This window comes from Flavobacterium sp. CG_9.1 (genome assembly GCF_015751645.1).
Lineage (GTDB): Bacteria > Bacteroidota > Bacteroidia > Flavobacteriales > Flavobacteriaceae > Flavobacterium > Flavobacterium xanthum.
This window is the reverse complement of the sequence record NZ_JADOVC010000020.1, coordinates 56,943-76,508: the sequence shown is the minus strand read 5'-3', so window position 1 is coordinate 76,508 and position 19,566 is coordinate 56,943. Positions and strand designations below refer to the sequence as shown.

General features: G+C 34.5%; 16 protein-coding genes. 4 read left to right on the top strand and 12 right to left on the bottom strand.

Annotated features, from left to right (window positions below; translation table 11 throughout):
* Positions 1 to 164 precede the first annotated feature (164 nt).
* Together IWX83_RS11730 and IWX83_RS11725 are read right to left on the bottom strand one after the other, a co-directional pair.
* Positions 165 to 611: an endo-arabinase gene (locus tag IWX83_RS11730; protein WP_196829847.1), complete on the bottom strand. Its 447-nt coding sequence runs from the start codon at positions 609 to 611 to the stop codon at positions 165 to 167.
* Between the two features lie 214 nt (positions 612 to 825).
* A complete protein-coding gene (locus IWX83_RS11725; protein ID WP_196829846.1) occupies positions 826 to 1,887 on the bottom strand; it encodes an alkaline phosphatase D family protein in 1,062 nt (353 codons plus the stop codon).
* Between the two features lie 268 nt (positions 1,888 to 2,155).
* Here IWX83_RS11725 and IWX83_RS11720 point away from each other — a divergent pair, with 268 nt between their 5' ends.
* Complete coding sequence (locus tag IWX83_RS11720) at positions 2,156 to 4,624, top strand: zinc-dependent metalloprotease (protein ID WP_196829845.1); 2,469 nt, start codon at positions 2,156 to 2,158, stop codon at positions 4,622 to 4,624.
* A gap of 92 nt (positions 4,625 to 4,716) precedes the next feature.
* Here the strand turns inward: IWX83_RS11720 and IWX83_RS11715 are convergent, their stop codons facing one another.
* Positions 4,717 to 6,135: an adenosine deaminase gene (locus IWX83_RS11715; protein ID WP_196829844.1), complete on the bottom strand. Its 1,419-nt coding sequence runs from the start codon at positions 6,133 to 6,135 to the stop codon at positions 4,717 to 4,719.
* A 428-nt stretch (positions 6,136 to 6,563) separates the two neighbouring features.
* Here IWX83_RS11715 and IWX83_RS11710 point away from each other — a divergent pair, with 428 nt between their 5' ends.
* Positions 6,564 to 8,096: a SulP family inorganic anion transporter gene (locus IWX83_RS11710; RefSeq protein WP_196829843.1), complete on the top strand. Its 1,533-nt coding sequence runs from the start codon at positions 6,564 to 6,566 to the stop codon at positions 8,094 to 8,096.
* 181 nt (positions 8,097 to 8,277) lie between these two features.
* On the opposite strand, the gene IWX83_RS11705 is transcribed toward IWX83_RS11710, so the two are convergent.
* Both IWX83_RS11705 and IWX83_RS11700 read right to left on the bottom strand, forming a co-directional pair.
* Complete coding sequence (locus tag IWX83_RS11705) at positions 8,278 to 9,525, bottom strand: NAD(P)/FAD-dependent oxidoreductase (RefSeq protein WP_196829842.1); 1,248 nt, start codon at positions 9,523 to 9,525, stop codon at positions 8,278 to 8,280.
* A gap of 113 nt (positions 9,526 to 9,638) precedes the next feature.
* Complete coding sequence (locus IWX83_RS11700; protein WP_196829841.1) at positions 9,639 to 10,160, bottom strand: GNAT family N-acetyltransferase; 522 nt, start codon at positions 10,158 to 10,160, stop codon at positions 9,639 to 9,641.
* Between the two features lie 172 nt (positions 10,161 to 10,332).
* On the opposite strand from IWX83_RS11700, the gene yaaA reads away from it, so the two are divergent.
* On the top strand, positions 10,333 to 11,091 hold the full coding sequence (yaaA, locus tag IWX83_RS11695) for a peroxide stress protein YaaA (protein ID WP_073354681.1): 759 nt from the start codon (positions 10,333 to 10,335) through the stop codon (positions 11,089 to 11,091).
* 108 nt (positions 11,092 to 11,199) lie between these two features.
* On the opposite strand, the gene IWX83_RS11690 is transcribed toward yaaA, so the two are convergent.
* The 4 genes from IWX83_RS11690 to IWX83_RS11675 form a co-directional block, all read right to left on the bottom strand.
* Positions 11,200 to 12,783 (bottom strand): MDR family MFS transporter, encoded by a 1,584-nt coding sequence (locus tag IWX83_RS11690; protein WP_196829840.1) that lies wholly within the window; start codon positions 12,781 to 12,783, stop codon positions 11,200 to 11,202.
* Positions 12,784 to 12,862: 79 nt separating this feature from the next.
* Positions 12,863 to 13,942 (bottom strand): HlyD family secretion protein, encoded by a 1,080-nt coding sequence (locus IWX83_RS11685; protein ID WP_073354633.1) that lies wholly within the window; start codon positions 13,940 to 13,942, stop codon positions 12,863 to 12,865.
* 9 nt (positions 13,943 to 13,951) lie between these two features.
* A complete protein-coding gene (locus IWX83_RS11680) occupies positions 13,952 to 15,277 on the bottom strand; it encodes a TolC family protein (protein ID WP_196829839.1) in 1,326 nt (441 codons plus the stop codon).
* Entirely contained in the window at positions 15,267 to 15,893 is a 627-nt protein-coding gene (locus IWX83_RS11675; protein ID WP_231379968.1) for a TetR/AcrR family transcriptional regulator, read from the bottom strand. The genes IWX83_RS11680 and IWX83_RS11675 overlap by 11 nt, the downstream gene beginning before the upstream one ends.
* A gap of 365 nt (positions 15,894 to 16,258) precedes the next feature.
* Here IWX83_RS11675 and IWX83_RS11670 point away from each other — a divergent pair, with 365 nt between their 5' ends.
* Positions 16,259 to 16,816 (top strand): DUF4494 domain-containing protein, encoded by a 558-nt coding sequence (locus IWX83_RS11670; protein ID WP_196829838.1) that lies wholly within the window; start codon positions 16,259 to 16,261, stop codon positions 16,814 to 16,816.
* A 238-nt stretch (positions 16,817 to 17,054) separates the two neighbouring features.
* Here the strand turns inward: IWX83_RS11670 and IWX83_RS11665 are convergent, their stop codons facing one another.
* The 3 genes from IWX83_RS11665 to IWX83_RS11655 form a co-directional block, all read right to left on the bottom strand.
* Positions 17,055 to 17,564: a GNAT family N-acetyltransferase gene (locus IWX83_RS11665; RefSeq protein ID WP_196829837.1), complete on the bottom strand. Its 510-nt coding sequence runs from the start codon at positions 17,562 to 17,564 to the stop codon at positions 17,055 to 17,057.
* Positions 17,565 to 17,672: 108 nt separating this feature from the next.
* Positions 17,673 to 18,587: a serine hydrolase gene (locus IWX83_RS11660; protein ID WP_231379966.1), complete on the bottom strand. Its 915-nt coding sequence runs from the start codon at positions 18,585 to 18,587 to the stop codon at positions 17,673 to 17,675.
* Positions 18,588 to 18,861: 274 nt separating this feature from the next.
* Positions 18,862 to 19,416 carry a toxin-antitoxin system YwqK family antitoxin gene (locus IWX83_RS11655; RefSeq protein ID WP_196829835.1) on the bottom strand — a complete coding sequence of 185 codons (555 nt, stop codon included), beginning with the start codon at positions 19,414 to 19,416 and terminating at the stop codon, positions 18,862 to 18,864.
* Positions 19,417 to 19,566: the final 150 nt, after the last annotated feature.

Below are 19,566 nucleotides of genomic sequence, written 5' to 3'. Positions count from 1 at the left end.
TCGTCTGAAGAGTCCCATAAAATTATTTTATTTTTCGCAAAACAAAAATAAGGGATTCTCAGGCAATTTTAATTTCCGACTTTCGGATGGCAGTGCATAAAATTATAAAATTTTATAGATAAATTGTCGTTAAAAAAAGCGAAAATTATGTCACTTTTGCGCTATCATTCTAATTTATAGAAATGAATGGACTGTCCTACCAATTTCCACTCTCCTTTTATTTTTTCTACCAATCTAATTTCATGGGAGTAACTTCTTTTACCATCTTTTGCAGTAGAAACTTCGTCATGACTCACCCAAGCATTATTTTCCTTAATACTCATTTTGTAATTTGTATTGATTGCATAGCCGCCATTCCCCATAGATTTTGGATCTGTATTGGTCATTGCAATTGCAGGAATATCTAAAGTGTGTCCATCTATTGTTGAAACTAATATTCTGCTATAGGGTTGGATATGCCAGCATTCGGCATGTCCTTTTCCATCTCCGGCTCTCCATGTTGCTGATTCTTTCTCTAGCAGTTTTTTGATATTTTCTGATTCGTCACTCTTTTGATTACAAGCAATTAGTGTTACTGCTGCAAGCGAGTAAAGTAATAATTTAGAATTCATTATGTTGTGATTTTTAAGTGTTATTAAAAAATCTGTTTCAACTCTTCATACTAAAATAATAGTACCTTCTATAAAACAATCAGTAAAATAATAGCAACTATCTATGTAGTGTTCTGAAACTTAAAATTTTCTCTTTATTGTGGACAGATTGAAGTAAAAACACACTATTATGTCATTTCCTATTCCTTTGTAGTGCGTTGTAAAAAAAAAACGATTATTTTTTAAAACTAATTTCATCCAATCCAACCGTGTATTCTATGCGCTGATTGTCGGAACTATCCCAAATTTCCATTTTTATTTTTGGAATTTTATTTTTCCAATCGATTGTAATTAAGCCAAAATGATTTTCCATAATGGGACCTTCAATTCTATTTTTATTCGGTGTCGCAAAATGCCATGTGGAGGAAAGACCGCTGGAAGTTACATCATAAATAGGGTAGAGACCTGGTTCAGTAAGTTTCGAAATTTCAGCATAATGTACGTCTCCGGTTAAAAATAAAATGCCGTTTGCTTTTGTTTTTTTGATGAGATTTAAGAATTTTTTTTGCTCTAGCGGAAAATTAGCCCAACCTTCATACCCGTTGTATTCAATTCCAAACTGAGATCCGGAACCAATCAATCTAATGGAGGCGGGTTTCTTTAATTCCTCTTCCAACCATTTCCATTGCGCTGCTCCTAAATAGGTTGAATCAGGTTCTTGTTGCTGAGTATAATCTAGATCGTAGAAAAACCGTTTATCCGCAGCAACTTCGCCGTTGTATTTCTTGTAATTATCTCTAAAAGTACGGTTGTCTAACAAGATAATCTGTACTTTTTTCCCTTTGTTCTCATACATATAGGAAGTGTAAATACCTTTATGTTTTCTTCTTTCTGAATCTTTAGGTTCATCAAAAAAACTCAGAAAAAGTTCCTTAGATTCTGCTTTTTTGGGATAATGCCTACCGGCATCATTTTGTCCATAATCATGATCATCCCAAGTTGCAATAATAGGAATGTGTTTTTTTAGATTTTGGAAAGAGGGCTTGGCGGCTAACTGTTCGTATTTAGATTTAAGGGTACTCATGTTATCAGTATCTCCATAAATGTTGTCGCCAAGAAAGACAAATAAATCAGGTTTGTGTTGAACTACAACATCAAAAATGGGCAACGGATTACTTTGATGTGAACAGGAACCAAAAGCTATTTTTGAAATATTCTTTTGACAATACCCATTGTCGGAAAGCAGTAAAAGCAATACTGCATACAAGAGGATTTTATTAAAACTATATCGAATCATTTTTTATATTTTGTGGGTTATATATTTTTAACAAAAATCAACACAGTTCCAAACGAAGTACTACATCGCTTGTAATTACTAGAAAATAAATTGATAATTACCAAATGTAATAAAAAAGAACCGCAAACAAAAGGTTGGGATGCGCCAAGAAAAATAAAATACTCGACTCAAAACAGTTGTTAATTAAAAGTTAAAACATTGGTTAATATGCAATTTGAAGACACTAAAAATTATTTTTGATATTAATTAACCATTAAATAACCACTAAATGAAGAAATTTTTCATTTTAACTGCAATCGCAGCCACATTATTAATATCCACCACCCAGTTTGCCCAATCCAAAAGAAAAAAAGATAAAAATGCTGTGACGCTTCCCGCTCCAGATAAGAAGCCAGAACCTACCATCAAGGAATACAGTAAGGTAATTACCAAAGAGGCTATTTCCGACCAAGGCTTGTTCACGGTTCATAAAGTAGATAAAAAATATTTTTTTGAAATCCCGAACAAATACTTAGATAAAGACATGCTTTTAGTGAGCCGGTTGTCTAAATTACCTTCTAATTTAGGAGGTGGATATGTAAACGCAGGATCCGAAACGAACGAGCAACTCATTGTTTGGCAACGTTTTCAGGATAAAATCTTAATTAAATTGAAATCATTTAGCGCTGTGGCTAATGACAGTTTGCCAATCAGTATATCGGTTAAATCCAATAATTATGAACCCACTTTATTTGCTTTTGATATTGTAGCATTCAGCAAAGATTCAGCAAATACGGTAATTGACGTAACTAAATTTTATGGTACAGATGTAAAATCGATCAGCGGGTTATCAGCTGAAATGAGAGAAACCTATAAAGTAAAAGGATTGGATGAATCTCGCAGTTTTATCAATACAATGAAAAGTTGCCCCTTGAATATTGAAGTGATTCAAGATTTTAGTTATAATGCTTCTAAACCGCCTAGTCAAGAAGATGCCGAAACGATCAGCATCCAAATGAATCAATCGATGATTCTGTTGCCTGAAAAATTGATGCAACCGCGCCTCGCTGATCCGCGCGTGGGCTGGTTTACGATGAGCCAAATCGATTATGGAAGTAACGAATTAAAATCAGACAGTAAAACCTACATTCGCCGCTGGAAATTGGAGCCTAAAGATCCTGTCGCTTACGCCAAAGGGGAGTTGGTGGAACCTATCAAACCTATTGTTTATTATCTAGATCCTGCCACTCCTGAAAAACTGCGCAAATACATAAAGCAAGGTATTGAAGATTGGCAAAAGCCTTTTGAAACAGCTGGTTTTAAAAATGCAATTATTGCCAAAGATGCACCAACAAAGGAACAAGATCCTGATTTCAGCCCAGAAGACATTCGGTATTCTGTAATTCGGTATGTGGCGAGTACGACGCGTAATGCGGTTGGACCAAGTGTGTCTGATCCAAGAACAGGAGAAATAATCGAGAGCGACGTGATTTGGTACCACAACCATTTGCGCTCCTACAGAAACCGCTATTTATTAGAAACCGGAGCTGCAAATCCAACTGCACGAACCTTAAACACCAGTGAGGAAGAAATGGGTGAAATGATGCGTATGGTTATCGCTCACGAAGTGGGACATGCGCTTGGTTTTCCCCACAACATGGGCGCAAGTTGTGCTTATGATACCGAAAGTTACAGAGATGGTGACTTTACACAAAAAAGTGGAATCGCGGCCAGTTTGATGGATTATGCGCGCTTTAATTATATTGCACAGCCTGGAGATAAAAACATTCGTTTTATCCGTAAAATGGGGCCGTACGATCATTACGCAACTAATTGGGGATACAGAGTGATTCCTAATGTGACTTCCGCCGAAGCAGAAGTGCCTACATTAGACCAATGGATAATGGAAAAATCTGCAAATATTATTTATAAATATGGCAAACAAAGCAGCAGTTTTGACCCTACTTCGCAAACAGAAGATATTGGGAATAATGCGATGAAAGCGAGTACTTATGGACTCAAAAACTTGCAGTATGTAGCCTCACATTTATCAGAATGGACCAGTGACGTAACTAATAATTATGAAGATTTAGATGAATTATACAAAGAGATGTTAGATGTTTGGAGCAGGTATGTAGGACATGTCGTTACCAATGTTGGAGGAGTTTATGAAACTGCTAAAAAACCAAACCAGAACGGAACTATTTATGATGTTGTTCCAAAAGCCAAACAACAGGAAGCCATGCAATGGTTGCAAACAAATGCTTTTGCTTCTCCAACCTGGTTGGTCAATGTGACTACTTTGAAAAATATTGATTACTCAGGATACACAGAGCGTTTCCGCAACTTGCAAGCCCGACATGTAAATAATGTGCTGAGTTTTGAGCGTATTGGGCGATTAATGGATGCAGAAATAATGGGAGCAGCTAATTATAAAGCGCTCGATTTACTTGGGGATATGCGTAAAGGAATCTGGAAAGAAGCTGCTTTGCCAACGAATGTTACCATTTATAGACGCAACCTACAACGCGCTTACATCGAGAGAATGGGGTATCTGATGAAAGAAGAAATTAAAGCAGGTCGCTCTTCTGACTTTTACAATGTGGCACAATCTGATATAAGAGGATTGGTCAGAGGCGAGTTGAACACCTTAAAAAACACTTTGTCAGTTGCTAAAACGAGAGGCATAAATACAGAAACAAAATACCATTATGAAGATGCCATCAAACGAATTGAATTAATCCTAAATCCTAAATAAGCAACATTCATGTGCTTCTGTTGCATAAAAAAAGTCCGCTTTCGAGCGGACTTTTTGGTTTGATGCAGTGGACTTTACAATTGAAAAATAGTTTATTTCATTGGAAAATTTGCTTCGAAAGTCTTAAATCTAAGGTCTAAATCCTTAAGAAGTTGTTTTTTTACACTCTCGTCCTTTATAAAACTATAGTGGAGGCTGTTGTATACATATTGCTTGATATCAGTATACGAAACGTTCTTGTATCTTTTAGCTAATAATACATATTGCTCAGTCATATTAGTACGTAAAATTCCAGCATCATCCGTACTAATAACAATAGGAACACCAAATTCCTTATACAAGGTCAATGGATGACGGCTGTCTTTTACTTTTAAAATAAATTCGTTACTTACTAAATTGATTTCAATTGGGATTGATTTCTTGGCCATGTAACGCAATAAATCATACGAGTCTTTTTCGTAAGCTAGGTCTACTCCGTGACCAATTCGGTTGGCTCCTGCAGTATAAACGGCAGCACTGATGTGCCATGTTAGTTCTTCAGGTTGTACTATTCCCAAGGTAAGTTCGCCGGCATGCATCGCGTATTTTACAGCTGGATAACGGGAATGACAATATTTAAACATTAGCATGTGCAACCAATAGTCCTTCATTGAAGTTGCACCATCTTCTGGAGAAACAATGTTAACTCCTGCAATCAGCGGACTTCCATCTGCCGAAATAAAAGCGATAACTAGATTCTTGAATAATTCAACAGGTTCCATGAAACGCAAGACAAAATTTTGGTACCGCATTGTAAATTGTTTGTCATCAATTTTAAGGTCTTTGTGAAGCTTTGCCACAAAATTAGTGTTGAAATCTTTGGCATAAGATTCAGCCTCTTTTTTTAATAAGGAGCTGTAAACAGAATCTAATGTGGTTAAAATTGCTTTTTCGTCTTTCGCCAAAGCTAATTTTCGCAATCTTGAGTTGAACTTTGTTAAATCATCCGTATTTAGGGTTGTTGGAATTGTAGATAATTGGGTTTCAATGTAACTAACGTTTTCAGAAATGGCTCTGTTTTTGAGTTCCAATAATCCTTGTCCAAAATTTCCCTTTATAGCTGGTTCAAACTTCATAAAGGATTCGAAAAATAACTTATCAGAAGGGTAATCCACATAATTATAGTCCTTTATAGACCATTTTTGCATGATTTTTTGTTGGTAAGAATCTAGAGTTCCATTCGTTTTTAAGGTAGAGAATAATTGCCAATCTCCCGAAGATGGTTTTTCTTTTCGGACATCCATCGTTTCCGTATTCAAATAAAAATTAGCTGCAATGGCACGTTGCAATAAAGGTTCTGCATAAATAGAACCGGAAAAATGGTGGTGTAAATCGCCGCCTTTTGGCATGTGGGAAAAGAAAGCAGTCAACGCGACTTCGTTATCCCTAATAGTCTCAAAATAGTCATTCGTTGCTTGAGAATAGCTGCTGGTTAAACAAAAAGCAAAAAATAAAGTATATAGTAATTTCATAAAATAATTTTTTAAAGAACTGATTTTTTATCTGTCAAAATTGGTCCGTTGTATTTCTACTTAATTTTTGCGAATAAAAAATATTTAATAGGTCAAAGATGAATATTTTTGATGGATTTTAAAAATTTAGAGCTAAAAGTCTTATTTTTTTAAAGCAAGAGATAACTGCGGTCTTATTAACGGAATTCTAAAATACTTTGTACCATAGCCTAAGTGTTGTGCAGTAGGTCCAATTCTGGTTGTAAAAACAATTAAAAAGTTCTATTTTTGCAATTCCGATGAAAAAACAACGTACAACCTCTTCTCAAGATTTTCCGCACTGATTTATAGATTGTAAATCGAGGGATTTCTCCCAAAAACAATTTATCGAATTTTGTTTCGATGTGATTTCTTACTATGAAATTGTGTCGTCCACTTATATTTATGAAATGAAAAAAGTATTTAATTTATTTGATTTTTCTCAAAAAGTCAATTTTAGAATAGAAATTTTAGCAGGTTTGACCGTAGCTATGACGATGATTCCAGAATCGCTTTCTTTTGCAATAGTTGCCGGTTTCCCACCTTTGATGGGGTTGTATGCTGCATTTATTGCGGGTTTAATCACAGCAGTTTTTGGTGGAAGACCTGGAATGATATCTGGAGGAGCTGGAGCTACAGTGATTGTTTTAATTGCTTTAATGAAGTCCAACGGCTTAGAATATGTTTTTGCAGCAGTAGCTTTGGCAGGTATTTTACAAATTTTAGTGGGTATCTTTAAACTCGGAAAATTTATTCGATTGGTGCCGCAACCTGTGATGTTTGGGTTCGTCAATGGTTTAGCGGTTATTATTTTCATGTCGCAGTTGGATCAATTCAAAGCAATAGTCAATGGGCAAATCCAATTTCTTTCAGGAAGTCCCTTACTAATTATGATAGGTTTAGTTGCACTTACCATTGCGATTATCGTGGTGCTGCCAAAAGTAACAAAAGCGATACCGGCTTCATTAGCCGCTATTATCGTTGTTTTTGCACTGGTTTTTTTCTTTGGAATCGAAACAAAAACGGTCCAAGATATTGCTTCAATCAGCGGTGGTTTTCCTCCATTTCATATTCCTAATGTTCCAATTACTTTTGAAATGTTTGAAATTATATTTCCGTATGCCTTAATCATGGCTTCTGTAGGATTGACTGAAGGATTATTAACACTGTCCTTGGTAGATGAAATTACCGGAACTAAAGGCATTGGAAATCGAGAATGTATTGCGCAAGGAAGTTCAAATATTTTAAATGGTTTTTTCTTCGGGATGGGCGGATGTCCTATGATTGCACAAACATTGGTAAATCTATCTGCAGGTTCTAGAGCACGTTTGTCTGGAATTGTAGCTGCCTTGACAATACTGCTTATTATTTTGTTTGGAGCTCCAATAATTGAACAATTACCCATGGCAGCTTTGGTTGGTGTCATGATTATGGTAGCTATTGGAACATTTGAGTGGGCGAGTTTCCGAATTATAAATAAAATGCCAAAACATGATATTTTTGTTGGAATACTAGTAGCAGTAATTACCATTCTGTTGCACAATTTAGCGCTTGCAGTTTTAATAGGAGTGATTATTTCCGCTCTAGTTTTTGCTTGGGAAAGTGCTAAAAGAATTCGGGCAAAAAAATACATTGATGCAAAAGGAGTGAAACATTATGAAATATATGGCCCTTTATTTTTTGCGTCCACAACCGCTTTCTCTGAGAAATTTGATGTTTTCAATGATCCAAATGAGGTTATTATTGATTTTAAAGAAAGCAAAATTACGGATATGAGTGCGATTGATGCCGTTAACAAAATTACAGAACGGTACGCTAAACTTAATAAAACGGTCCATTTGCAACATTTAAGTGCGGATTGTAAAACCTTACTAAAAAATGCAGATCAGATTATAGACGTTAATATTCTAGAAGATCCAACCTATAAAGTAGTGATTGATTAAATAAAGTGCCAATTAGTAATGGTAGTCTTTTTTTATCATTAAGAAAATCAAGAACAGTAGAACTTAATTTTCTTAATGATTTTAAAAAATATACTATGATTTAGGTAGAGCGACTTTTTTGTAAAAATAAATGGCCTAAGATTTTAAATGTAAAATTTATTTTTTGACAAAACTATTTATATTAGGAACCTTGAATTTTCATTGCTTCTGCGGCCAATCTTCCCGTTTTTAAAGCGGCATTGATAGAGCCATTCAGCAAGTGGTCTCCACAAATATAAAGTACATCTGATATTTTTATTTCAGAAGCCGCGATTTCATTCCGCACACTTTCCTGTGTTGGCAAAGCATATTCAATCCGATATGCTTTTAGCATTTTCCATGAAGTAACTTTTTGACCGTACCACTGTTTTAATTCATCTTTCATATTTTCTGCCAAAGTTGCGTCATCAATAGTTGGGATTCCATTGTAGGAAACAGAAATAAGTACTTTGCCTTTTGGCGCATAAGCTTCAGAAACATTAGAAAGAACCGTCAAATTATTGACCCACTTTTTCTGTGTTGAAGCATTCAATACAACTACGGCTTTATCAGTAGGCGCTTCTTTGGCTTCAAAATAGAGGTTAGTCACTTGATGTGAAGTCATTTTTTGGTTAGGAAAAAATTGTTTTGTAAGTTGATTGGCGGTCGTTGCCAAAAGGATTTGGTTGGCTTCTAAAATTGTTCCATCTGCGGTAGTTACTTTATTGCCATCAACAGCAGTTACCTTCGTATTGCATGCTATACTTCCTTGGGGAAGCATGTCTACTAGTTGCTTTGGGATTTCTTCCATTCCTAAAGCAGGAACTGCTACGTCACCATCAGAAAACATTTTCATCACAAAATCGAACATTCGTCGGGAAGTTTGCAATTTATTTTCTAAAAAGATTCCAGAAAGGAAAGGGGCATAAAAACGCTGAATCATCTTTGGACTAAAACCATATTCAGCCAGTTGCTTTTGTGTTGTTTGTTCTGGTTGTTCGAAAATAGTTTCGATGGTTAATTTTTGTAATTTATTTTTTAACCATAGGGTATTCATTTTATCTTTTAACGTACCAACTGGCGCAAAAAGGGTTGCCAATGCTGCCGAAGGTCTTCGTAAGGGATCTGCAATTTCAAAAATGCCTCCGTCATAAAGTACGGTGGCTCCAGGCAGCATTTTTTTTAGTTGTAAGTCTTTATAATTGAGTAAGGTTTGCGTTTCTGGGTAAGCAGTCAAAAGTACTTGGAAACCTCGATCTAAGAGAAATCCGTCATGAGAATCGGTTTTTATTCTTCCTCCCGCACGGTCGCTGGCCTCTAGAACAAGTACTTTTCTCCCTTGGCGGTGCAAATGAACAGCCGCAGCCAGTCCTGACAGTCCCGCTCCAATAATAATCACATCGTGTTTCATAGTTTTAATCCTCTTTAGTACAAAAATAGGCCAAATAACATTTCCGATTGTCGCAAATAAGGACGAATTTAAAATTTAAAAATACTTGGTAAAAGGGTAACCAAGTGTTACTTTTATTTGAGTCTAAGCTGCATCAATAAATCAGTTTGTTTGTCATTTCCCAATGTAAAAACATGTTGGTCAAAAACGACAAATCCATTTTTAGCATAAAATTGAAGCGCTCTGTAGTTTTCTTCCCAGACACCAAGCCAAATAGAAGCAACACCATTATTTTCGGCTATCTTTTTTGCCTGGTTCAGCAACAATTGTCCAATGTTTTTACCGTGAAAAGTTTGCAAAACATAAATTCGATGTACCTTCAAAGCATTTTGATCATGGGTTTCGGTTTGGGCATCTCCAAAGTTTATTTTTAGGTAACCAACGGCTACTCTATTCGAATAGGCTAAATAAAACATTGAATTCGTATTGCTTAATTCCGTTGTTAATTGCTGTGTGTTGAAACTATCATTGATGTAGTTGGTAATATTATCAGGCGTATTTACGGCAGCAAAGGTTTCTGTAAATGTTTGAATACTTAATTTTTGGAGTATTTCAAGATCATTTAGAGTTGCTTTTTGGATTTCAATTGGATTCATTTTGAGGTCCTCTTTTGAGTTATTTCGAACTCAAAAATACGCAAATATAATGGGTTGTGAATTTAATTATTTATGACATTATTAAACAAATCGATGCAAATAGTTGTCGTTTCCGGTTTTCAATTTGTACTTTTGAGTTTATTAATTGAAAGAGCTCGAAAGAGTAGTATTTATGAAAATTGTTATATCACCGGCCAAATCCTTAAATTTCGAGAAAGAATTACCTACTAAATTATATACAGAACCTTTGTTTTTAAAAGAGTCAAAACAGATTCAAAAAGTGCTTAAAGAGAAAAAGCCCTCTGATTTATCAGATTTAATGAGTATTTCAGATAAATTGGCCGATTTAAATTGGAAACGAAATCAAGAATGGAAAACGCCTTTTACAACATCAAATGCACGTCCTGCGGTTTATACCTTTGATGGCGATGTGTACACGGGATTAGACGTTTACTCGTTACCTATAAATAAAATTCAAGCCTTACAAGATAATTTGCGCATCCTTTCCGGTTTGTATGGATTGCTGAAACCGTTAGACTTAATGCAGGCCTATAGATTGGAAATGGGAACCAAATTACCCATTGGAGAAAGCAAAAATTTATATGAATATTGGAAACCTACAATTACCGAAGCCTTGAATAAAGAAGTTAATGAAGGAGAATTGTTTGTGAATTTAGCCAGTACTGAATATTTTTCAGCAATAGATGTTAAAGCATTAAATTTTCCTGTAATTACACCAGAATTCAAGGATTACAAAAACGGAAAACTTAAAATAATCAGTTTTTTTGCTAAAAAAGCGAGGGGCATGATGGTGCGCTACATCATCGATACCAATGCTCAAACAGTAGACGATCTAAAAGGTTTCAATTACGATGGCTATCAATTTGACGCCAATTTATCAGAAGGAAGTCATTTGGTTTTTACCCGATAATCCTAGAGACTAGCTATACGAAATCCTGCAAGAAGATGCTGTTTTTGGGTTGATAAGACAATACGATTTATAGCGTAAGAGAAGAACACGCTATAAATCGCATCTCTACTAATGCATGGCATCGGCGGGATTTATTTTGTTTTTACCTTTTTTTATCAAAAGTATAAAAGGAATACACAACAAAAACAAAGCGCCTAAATAAAGGAAAATATCGATATACGATAGTACAGAACTTTGTACCATTACTTTATATTCTATCGCTTTGTAAGCTTTAGCCAACGCTTCATTTTCAGAAAACCCTTTGGACATGAATCCCATTTTGAGTTCTTGGACCGTTTTCTGTACTTCAAAGGAAGTAGCATTTAGATGTGATATAAGATTTACTCGGTGTTCCTGATTGAATCTGGCAATGAAAGTGGTGATAATGGCAATACCAAACGACCCCCCTAGTTGTCTCATCATTCCTGTAAAAGCAGCTCCTTCGCCAATACTTTTTCCTTTTAAAGTGGACAATGAAAGTGTAGAAATAGGAACAAATAATAAACCAAGACCAACGCCTCTTAATATTAATGGCCAGTATAAATGTTCTTCACCAGAATCTGGCGTAATTACTTGTTGCATCCAGTAGGTAAAAAGGAAAAAGGTTAGAAAACCTGCAGCAACCATATAGGCTTGTGGGACTCCACGCTGAATCATTTTGCCTATAAAGGGCATCATAATTCCAGTAGTGATGGAGCTAGGAATCAATAATAATCCAGCATCTAATGCACTCCAGCCCAAAACCGATTGTGTATAAATGGGGATAATAAAAGTAGAACCATACAACCCGAAACCAAGTATAAAACACATAATTGTTCCTACTCTTAAGTTGGTATCCTTAAGAACTCTTAAATTCACAATGGGATGTTTGTAGGTTAGCTCTCTCCAAATAAAGAGCAATAAACCAAAAATGGAAATCACAGATAAAAGGACAATAGTAGTATTATTAAACCAATCATCTTGCTGACCATGTTCTAAAACATATTGTAGAGAACCAATAAAAGCAGTTAAAAGAAAGATTCCCCACCAATCGACTTGACTCGCTTTTAGTTTGTCACCATATTTTGGACTTTTTACGAAGGATAGGGTTAATAATGTAGCGATAATTCCAAGCGGAATGTTGATGTAAAAGATATAAGGCCAGGAAAAATGATCTACAATGTACCCTCCTAATGGCGGTCCAAGAGTTGGTCCCACAATCACTCCCATTCCGTAAATGGCTTGTGCCATACCTCTTTTGGCAACGGGGTAACTCTCTGTAATGATGGTTTGTGCAGTTACTAATAAAGCGCCTCCTCCGAGTCCTTGTATAAATCTAAAGGCGACTAATTCCCATATATTATTGGCATTTCCACATAAAAAAGAGGCAACTGTAAAGATAATAATGGAAACTGCAAAATAATTTCTGCGTCCAAACTGTTGCGACAACCAACTCGTCATCGGTATCACAATCACATTGGCAATTGCATAAGCAGTTATTACCCAAGCCACATCAGTTAGAGAAGCACCAAGGCTGCCTCGCATATTGTTTAATGCTACATTTACAATTGTAGTGTCAACAATTTCTAGCATAGCACAAAGAACGGCTGTAATGGTTATGATGACTCTTCTAAAGCCATATTCTACTAAATCGTCTTCTCCGGTTTGTACCATTTTATACTAAATTGTAAACTATCATTCTCTTAAAAGTTCTGCCTCCTTTTGACATTTTAAAAGCTGTCAAATTTTTTATTTAATCCAAGTGTACGTCCACATCTACATTCATTCCTGGGCGTAATAATTTTATTTTTTCTGGATCATTTGTCGTATTCAAACTTATTTTAACTGGTAATCTTTGGATTGTTTTTACAAAATTTCCCGTGGCATTATCAGGAGGTAATAAAGAGAATCGGGAACCTGTAGCCGGTGAGAAAGAGGTAATGGATCCCTGAAAATTATAACCTGGATACGCATCTACTTTTACGGTTACTTTTTGACCAATAACCATTTTGTTTAATTGCGTTTCTTTGAAATTAGCAATTACCCAAGCTTCTTTGTTATTGATGATGTAAAATAACGATTGTCCCGGTTGCACTAATTGTCCGGGTTGAATATCAATTTTGGAAACCTGCCCATCAATTGCAGCAGTTATTGCCGTGTAGGTTAAATTTAATTTGGCAGCATCTAATACGGCTTTGGCTCTTGTAATATTGGCAGCAGCGACTTCTGTTTGCTTGTTTGAAACCTTTGACTTAGCCACAATAACTGATTTTTGAAAAGCACTTGCTCTTTCTTGCTGTTGCAACACACGAACTTGACTTTCTGCTTCCAGCTTTGCAGCTAAGGCTTGCTCGTATTGTTGTTTTGTAATCGAATGGCTTTTGTATAGATTGTCATATCGGTTGTAATCACTGGTAATACGTCCTAATCTAATTTTTGCCGATTCAATATTTCCACCTGCTGATAATACATTCGCATCAGAAACAGAGATGCTGGCCAATGCACTTCCAATATCAGCTTTAGAAACTTCAAAATTACCTTCCGCTCCAACCATTGCAGCATTGGCTTCTTCAATTTTTAATTGATAATCTCTTTTGTCAATCGTAAAAAGCGTATCGCCTTTCTTTACAAAATCATTGTCTTTGATATATACTTTGTCCACATATCCCGAAACTCTTGGGATAATTGGATTCATGTTTTTTTCAATTTGGGCATCATCAGTTTCCTCATGCGATTGGGAATGCATGTATTTATAAGTCCCGTAAGTTGCACCTAAAACTACCAAAGCCACTAGGATAATAATAAATTTTTTATTTGTTTTTTTCTTTTCCATGGGGTGTGATTATTTTTGTGCAATATTGAAGGTTTGTGATAGTTGGCCAGTTACGGAAAGCAACTCGTAGTATTTTTGAATGGTATTGGCTCTGGCCAAAGCTTTATTAATTTTAGAGCTTAGTTGCTCTACATCCGCTTCCAATAAATCATTGGTATCGGATAGTCCATTATCATATTTGTCTTTAACTATGCGGTAATTTTCAGTAGATTGCTCTTCTGCTTCCACATAAACAACACTTTGTTTTAACGCTAAGTCGTAGTCTTCTATAGCCTTTTTTACCTGAATTTTAATGTAATCAGTTAAAATCGATTCTGAATTTTGTACTTCAAGATATTTGCTTTCAGCTAGTTTAACCAGCGTGCCATTTTTAAGTATCGCACTTAAATCATAAGAAATTCCAACACCAATATTCATCGCATTTTGAACCGTGATTACATTGCTCAAGTCTAACGCAGTGTATCCGCCAACAATTGCAATCGCTGGATAGTACGAACCTTTGGCTATTTTAATAGTAGCTTCACTTGCTTTTCCTTGAAAGCGTATGGCTTCTAAATCTTTGCGATTTTCTAAAGCCGGTAATTCATTTGTTGGAACATTCGTCATTTGGAAATCAGCAAAATTTTCTTCCCGAATTTCTAGTTTTGTATTGGGATTTAATTTTAAAAGCGTGACCAAATAAAAGTTGATAATTTTCAGATTGTTGTCCGTCTCGTCAAGTGACAGTTGAATTTGCGAAGTTTGTAATTTAGATTTCAGCAGATCATTTCTGGGAATAATTCCGTTTTTTTCCAGTTCGATAAAATCTTTTACACGTTGTTGTGCACTTTTTTGATTTTCTTTTAAAAGTTCAATTGTTTTTTGAGCTTTGTATAAGCTAGCGTAGTAATCGATAACCCGCAACGCTATTTCTTCTTTTGTTTGCGAAGCCGTTGCCATTTCTGCCTGATATAAATTCTCATAAACAGTAATACTATTCTGGATTTTGAAGCCAGAAAATACAGGAACACTGGCATTCAGTTGTCCAATCATCAATTGATTTACGATTGGTAGTGGTTGTGCGTTGTTATTTTGATTGAGTTTAAAATTAACTGATGCATTAGCCAATCTTTGGTATTGACCCGATAATTTTAAATCTGGATATTGATTGTTTTTAGTGGATTGCAATTCGTACTTTTTGGTTTTTACTTTTGTATTTGCCAACGTAACCTCATTGCTTTTGGTCCAAGCCAAATTAATGGCTTCGTTCAAGGTTAAACTTGTTTTTTCTTGTGCTTCTATAGCGGAAATTCCAATGAAGAAAACCCCAAAGAGCATGAATTGACTAACTTTCATAAATCAGAAGTGCTTTAATAGTTTGTTGAATGTGCTTTGTCAAATTGGTTTTTATGTAGTTATTGTACAAATCTTCGGTTTTTAAGTTTAATAAATTTTCGAAGAAAGGTTTATTCATGTGAAAATGAAAGAAAGTACCCAAAATGGTGGGCGTAATAAGCGGAATAATAACGTCTTTTCTGAAAATTCCTTTTTTCTGACCTTCTTCAATAATGGTTTCTAGAGATTTGAGATTTCCCTTTTTTAATTCCGAAAAAGACTGAAGATTTTGCTCTCTTTTTTTAGAAGTAAATTCAAAGTGTAGAATTCTATAAATTCCTCTGTTGCTATTAATTCTATTGATGTATAATTCAATCAGTTTATTGATTTTATCAATAGGCTCAAGATCTTCCTGCAGTAAATTGTCTAATTGATTTTTAAGATCAGAAGTTCGATAAACAATAAGGGATTCCAATAGACGCTCCTTGGAACCAAAGTAATAAGAAACCATGGCAACATTAATTTTTGCCACTTTTGCTATGTTTCGAATAGAAGTACCATCAAATCCTTTTTCAGCAAAAAGAACTTCAGCTACTTCGAGGATTTGAATTTGTTTATCGTTAAAATTACTTTTCAATTGGATCTAATTTATTCAAAACAAATTTAAACAAGCGTTTAATTTAAACAACTGTTTAGTTTTTATTTAACATTATATTAACATGAAATAAATTCTTTTTTAATGTTAATAAAACGGTTTTGCGGTCGAATCTAGTTTCCGTGGTAAACTTTTAAATTTCAATATGTTCATTGCCATTTATGAGCAAGATAGTTTGCTTTCATTAGTAGCTCCTTTGTTCGTTTATGTCGTTTGATAGTGTCTAGTTACAGAGTTGTATCCATAATCAATACAGTCTTCCTTATAAATTGTGAATATCTATTTTATGGAAAGTGCTTTTTTTTTCCTTTAAAATCTATCTTTGACCTCCTTAAAAAAACATAGAGATGAGCACAATTTGGTACGAATGCAAAGTAAAATATAGAAAAACAGATGAAACCGGCGGGCAAAAAATCACAACGGAACCCTATTTGGTAGATGCTTTGTCTTACACAGAAGCCGAAAGTAGAATTACAGAGGAAATGTCGGCATATATCAGTGAAGAGTTTAAAATCACCAATATAAAAATGGCCAATTATGCGGAGATCCACCCATTTGAAAATGCCGATCGTTGGTTTAAATCGAAAGTTTCTTTACTGGCTTATGATGAAGAAAGCGGCAAAGAGCGCAAGACAAGCATGTATTTATTAGTGCAAGCGAATGATGTAAAAGAAGCTTTTGATAATACAACTGACATCATGAAAGGAACGATGGGTGACTACACTATTCCCGCTATCATGGAATCTCCTATCATGGATGTTTTTCCTTATTTCAGCGGTGAAGAAGGAGAGTTAGAACAAATAGAAAAGTTCAATGCGCTAAAAGCTTCGAAACCAGAAGTTGTTGCAGAAATCGAGGATCACATGGAATTTGAAACTGCTCCTGAAGAAGAAGCTACTGTTTAAGATTGTTTTAAAAAATTCACCGCAAATTCGCAAATTATCGAAACAGTTGTTGGCTGTTTTTATTTGCGAATTTGCGGTTTTTTAATTCCTCGAAGCTCTGCATGGATTTTTTAGCCACAGATTCACAGATTAAAAAAGAGTATTGAAAATCTGTGAATCTGTGGTTGCTATTTCGCTAATACCGCTGGGGCTCTGCATCGAGGTAATTATTCCAAAGTTTTTAGAATTATAATTAGCCCTATTTAGTTAAGACTTTTTCGTATGCTTTTCGTGGGCTTCCTCTAAAATAAACTTCGCCACAATAGGTATAACCTTGACTTTCAAAAATTCTCATCATAGGTAAATTGTCAAAATTAGTGTCCGCTTTTACACTGAAAATGTTGTTGCTTAACGCAAAATCTTCTATGTTTTTGATCATCAGTTTTGCCAAACCTTTACCCAAATAGTTTTCAGAAATAGCTACGCGGTGCATCACAACAAAATCATCATTCGTAAGCCACTTTCCTTCCATGTTTCCATAAGCAGGTTCATCATTGATGAGTACGGCACTATAACCGATGATAGTTTTTCCTGCAACTAAAACAAATCCTGCTCCTTGTTCAATATCTTTTTGCACCACTGCTGGATTTGGATAACCGTCTTGCCATTGCGCGCTGCCGTCTTCTTTTCGTCGTTGGATGGCTTGTTGCAAAATGGCCCATATTGGATCAATTTCAGATAGTGTTGCTTTTCTAAAGTTATAATTCATTATTGTAATTTGAGTTTTTTGGTAAATGATTGTGTTTTAAAAGTACAAAACAAATTTTAAATTTGGTCAAATCCCCGCCATATTGCCAAACTAAGGTTAGGCGATCGGTTATTTTTTCAATTTTTCAATAATCGCATCTGAAATTTCAAAAACTTTTCCATTATAATTATTGTCTAACAAAATTATAGTAAACTTTTTAGTAATATTTGAAACTAAAATTGCTTCATAATTCCCAGCCCTTCCATCGTGTAAATGCTCAATCAAATTTCCGTTTTTATATTTTGCCAATCCTAAAGCTGATTGAGTTTCTTCTAAATTAAATTGTTGACCAATTTCAAAAAGTGATTTTTTGGTTACTATTTTTTTCGAGTGAAGACAATTTACCCATTTTAATAAATCAATTGTAGTTAAATAAGTACCGCCTGTTATGGATAAATCCGTTTTATCTTGAACCAAATTATTATTAAATCCCTTGGCTATGTTTTTTTCATTTTCAAAAGGAGTCATTACAGACGAATTCATTTTGCAAAGTTTGAATATAAATTTCTCTGCATATGTTTTAAAAGACATTCCTGTTAATCGTTCAACAATAAACTGTCTCAAAAAGATATTGTTGTTATTGTAATCATAATTTGTACCTGGTTTAAAATTAAGAGTATCAATTAGTTTTAAACCATCAAAAAGGTCTTTGTCATTTTGAATACTTTTCCAATTTACATTAGGTATTCCACTTTTGTACTGTAATAGATCTGCAATAGCAACTTCATTTGCCCATTTTGGTAATTCGGGAATAAATTTGGAAACCTTATCGTTCAGTTTTAGTTTACCTTGTTCTTTTAATTGCATCAAAGCAACCGCACTAAATTCTTTTGTAATTGAGCCAATATTAAATTTATAGTCAGTCGTTAATTTTCTCGTTTTAGTTTCATCAGTAAACCCAAATGAAGCGTTGTATATAATTTTATTATTTTTTGAAACAACTATATTTCCATTGAAAGCTCCAATTTGACTGTAGTGGTTCATTAAAGAATCAATTTGGTTTATTTGTTTTGTTTGAGCAGATATATTGTTTATCAGAAGTAATACAACTATGAAATTTAAGAATAATTGTTTATTATTTTGCATAATTTGATTTCTTGTTTTCTTTTCGGTTTTTTGGTTAACTGAGGTCTTACATTTTGCTGCTTTGAGATGGTTGGATGTTCGTAAACGCTAGGTTTTCGGCCTAACGAAAACTTGATGCGAAACGTTAATTCCACTAAATTCCAGCTAGCTCAAAATGGCTGTTGGCAAATCGTTATTTTATATATTTGCCATCTTTAAAGTTTTGAACTTCTAATAAATTCCCTTCTAAATCATATACATTTAGTGTTCCATTTCCATCTTTTAGAGTTCCTTTATCTAATTTCTTTCCATTACCATCAAAACAATTAATTATATTCATTAGTTTTCCATCGGTGTATAATCTTTCAGTATAAATTCTTCCATTAGTGTGGTACCAATTCCATTGCCCAATCAATTTTCCATTATCTAATTTTCCAATTCCTTCTTTATTTCCGTTTTCGTAGAAAAATTTCCACTCTCCGTCTTGTTTTCCATTATTAAATTTACCGATCTGATGCAATTTGCCATTTTCGTGAAAAATTTCCCAAACACCTATTTCTGCTCCATTAAGATATTTCCCTTTTTGAAATATCGTTCCGTTTTTATGGTAAAATTTCCATTTCCCATTTTTTAAATCACTTGATGTTCTCCCTATTTTTTTTAATTCGCCACTGTCATAAGTTTCTTTTGTCATTTTACAAGAAACTAGTAATAAAGGCATAAGAATTACTATAATAATTTTTTTCATTAATTAATTTTTAATTTTTCCACGTTTAATTTTATAATATTTGCCAACTTGTATTTAGGTCTTACAAAACCAGACTTATCTATCTTAATTTGGGTGTACAAGTTTGACAAACGTCAGAGTTATTTGTTAAGCTAAAATATAAAAAAATCA

Bases quoted from the DNA above. Each gene is read 5' to 3' on its own strand.
- IWX83_RS11670 (WP_196829838.1), top strand. From the start codon at position 16,259: ATGAGCACAATTTGGTACGAATGCAAAGTAAAATATAGAAAAACAGAT.
- IWX83_RS11690 (WP_196829840.1), bottom strand. From the start codon at position 12,783: ATGGTACAAACCGGAGAAGACGATTTAGTAGAATATGGCTTTAGAAGA.
- IWX83_RS11685 (WP_073354633.1), bottom strand. From the start codon at position 13,942: ATGGAAAAGAAAAAAACAAATAAAAAATTTATTATTATCCTAGTGGCT.
- yaaA (WP_073354681.1), top strand. From the start codon at position 10,333: ATGAAAATTGTTATATCACCGGCCAAATCCTTAAATTTCGAGAAAGAA.
- IWX83_RS11665 (WP_196829837.1), bottom strand. From the start codon at position 17,564: ATGAATTATAACTTTAGAAAAGCAACACTATCTGAAATTGATCCAATA.
- IWX83_RS11655 (WP_196829835.1), bottom strand. From the start codon at position 19,416: ATGAAAAAAATTATTATAGTAATTCTTATGCCTTTATTACTAGTTTCT.
- IWX83_RS11715 (WP_196829844.1), bottom strand. From the start codon at position 6,135: ATGAAATTACTATATACTTTATTTTTTGCTTTTTGTTTAACCAGCAGC.
- IWX83_RS11730 (WP_196829847.1), bottom strand. From the start codon at position 611: ATGAATTCTAAATTATTACTTTACTCGCTTGCAGCAGTAACACTAATT.
- IWX83_RS11700 (WP_196829841.1), bottom strand. From the start codon at position 10,160: ATGAATCCAATTGAAATCCAAAAAGCAACTCTAAATGATCTTGAAATA.
- IWX83_RS11705 (WP_196829842.1), bottom strand. From the start codon at position 9,525: ATGAAACACGATGTGATTATTATTGGAGCGGGACTGTCAGGACTGGCT.
- IWX83_RS11660 (WP_231379966.1), bottom strand. From the start codon at position 18,587: ATGAACCACTACAGTCAAATTGGAGCTTTCAATGGAAATATAGTTGTT.
- IWX83_RS11710 (WP_196829843.1), top strand. From the start codon at position 6,564: ATGAAAAAAGTATTTAATTTATTTGATTTTTCTCAAAAAGTCAATTTT.
- IWX83_RS11720 (WP_196829845.1), top strand. From the start codon at position 2,156: ATGAAGAAATTTTTCATTTTAACTGCAATCGCAGCCACATTATTAATA.
- IWX83_RS11680 (WP_196829839.1), bottom strand. From the start codon at position 15,277: ATGAAAGTTAGTCAATTCATGCTCTTTGGGGTTTTCTTCATTGGAATT.
- IWX83_RS11725 (WP_196829846.1), bottom strand. From the start codon at position 1,887: ATGATTCGATATAGTTTTAATAAAATCCTCTTGTATGCAGTATTGCTT.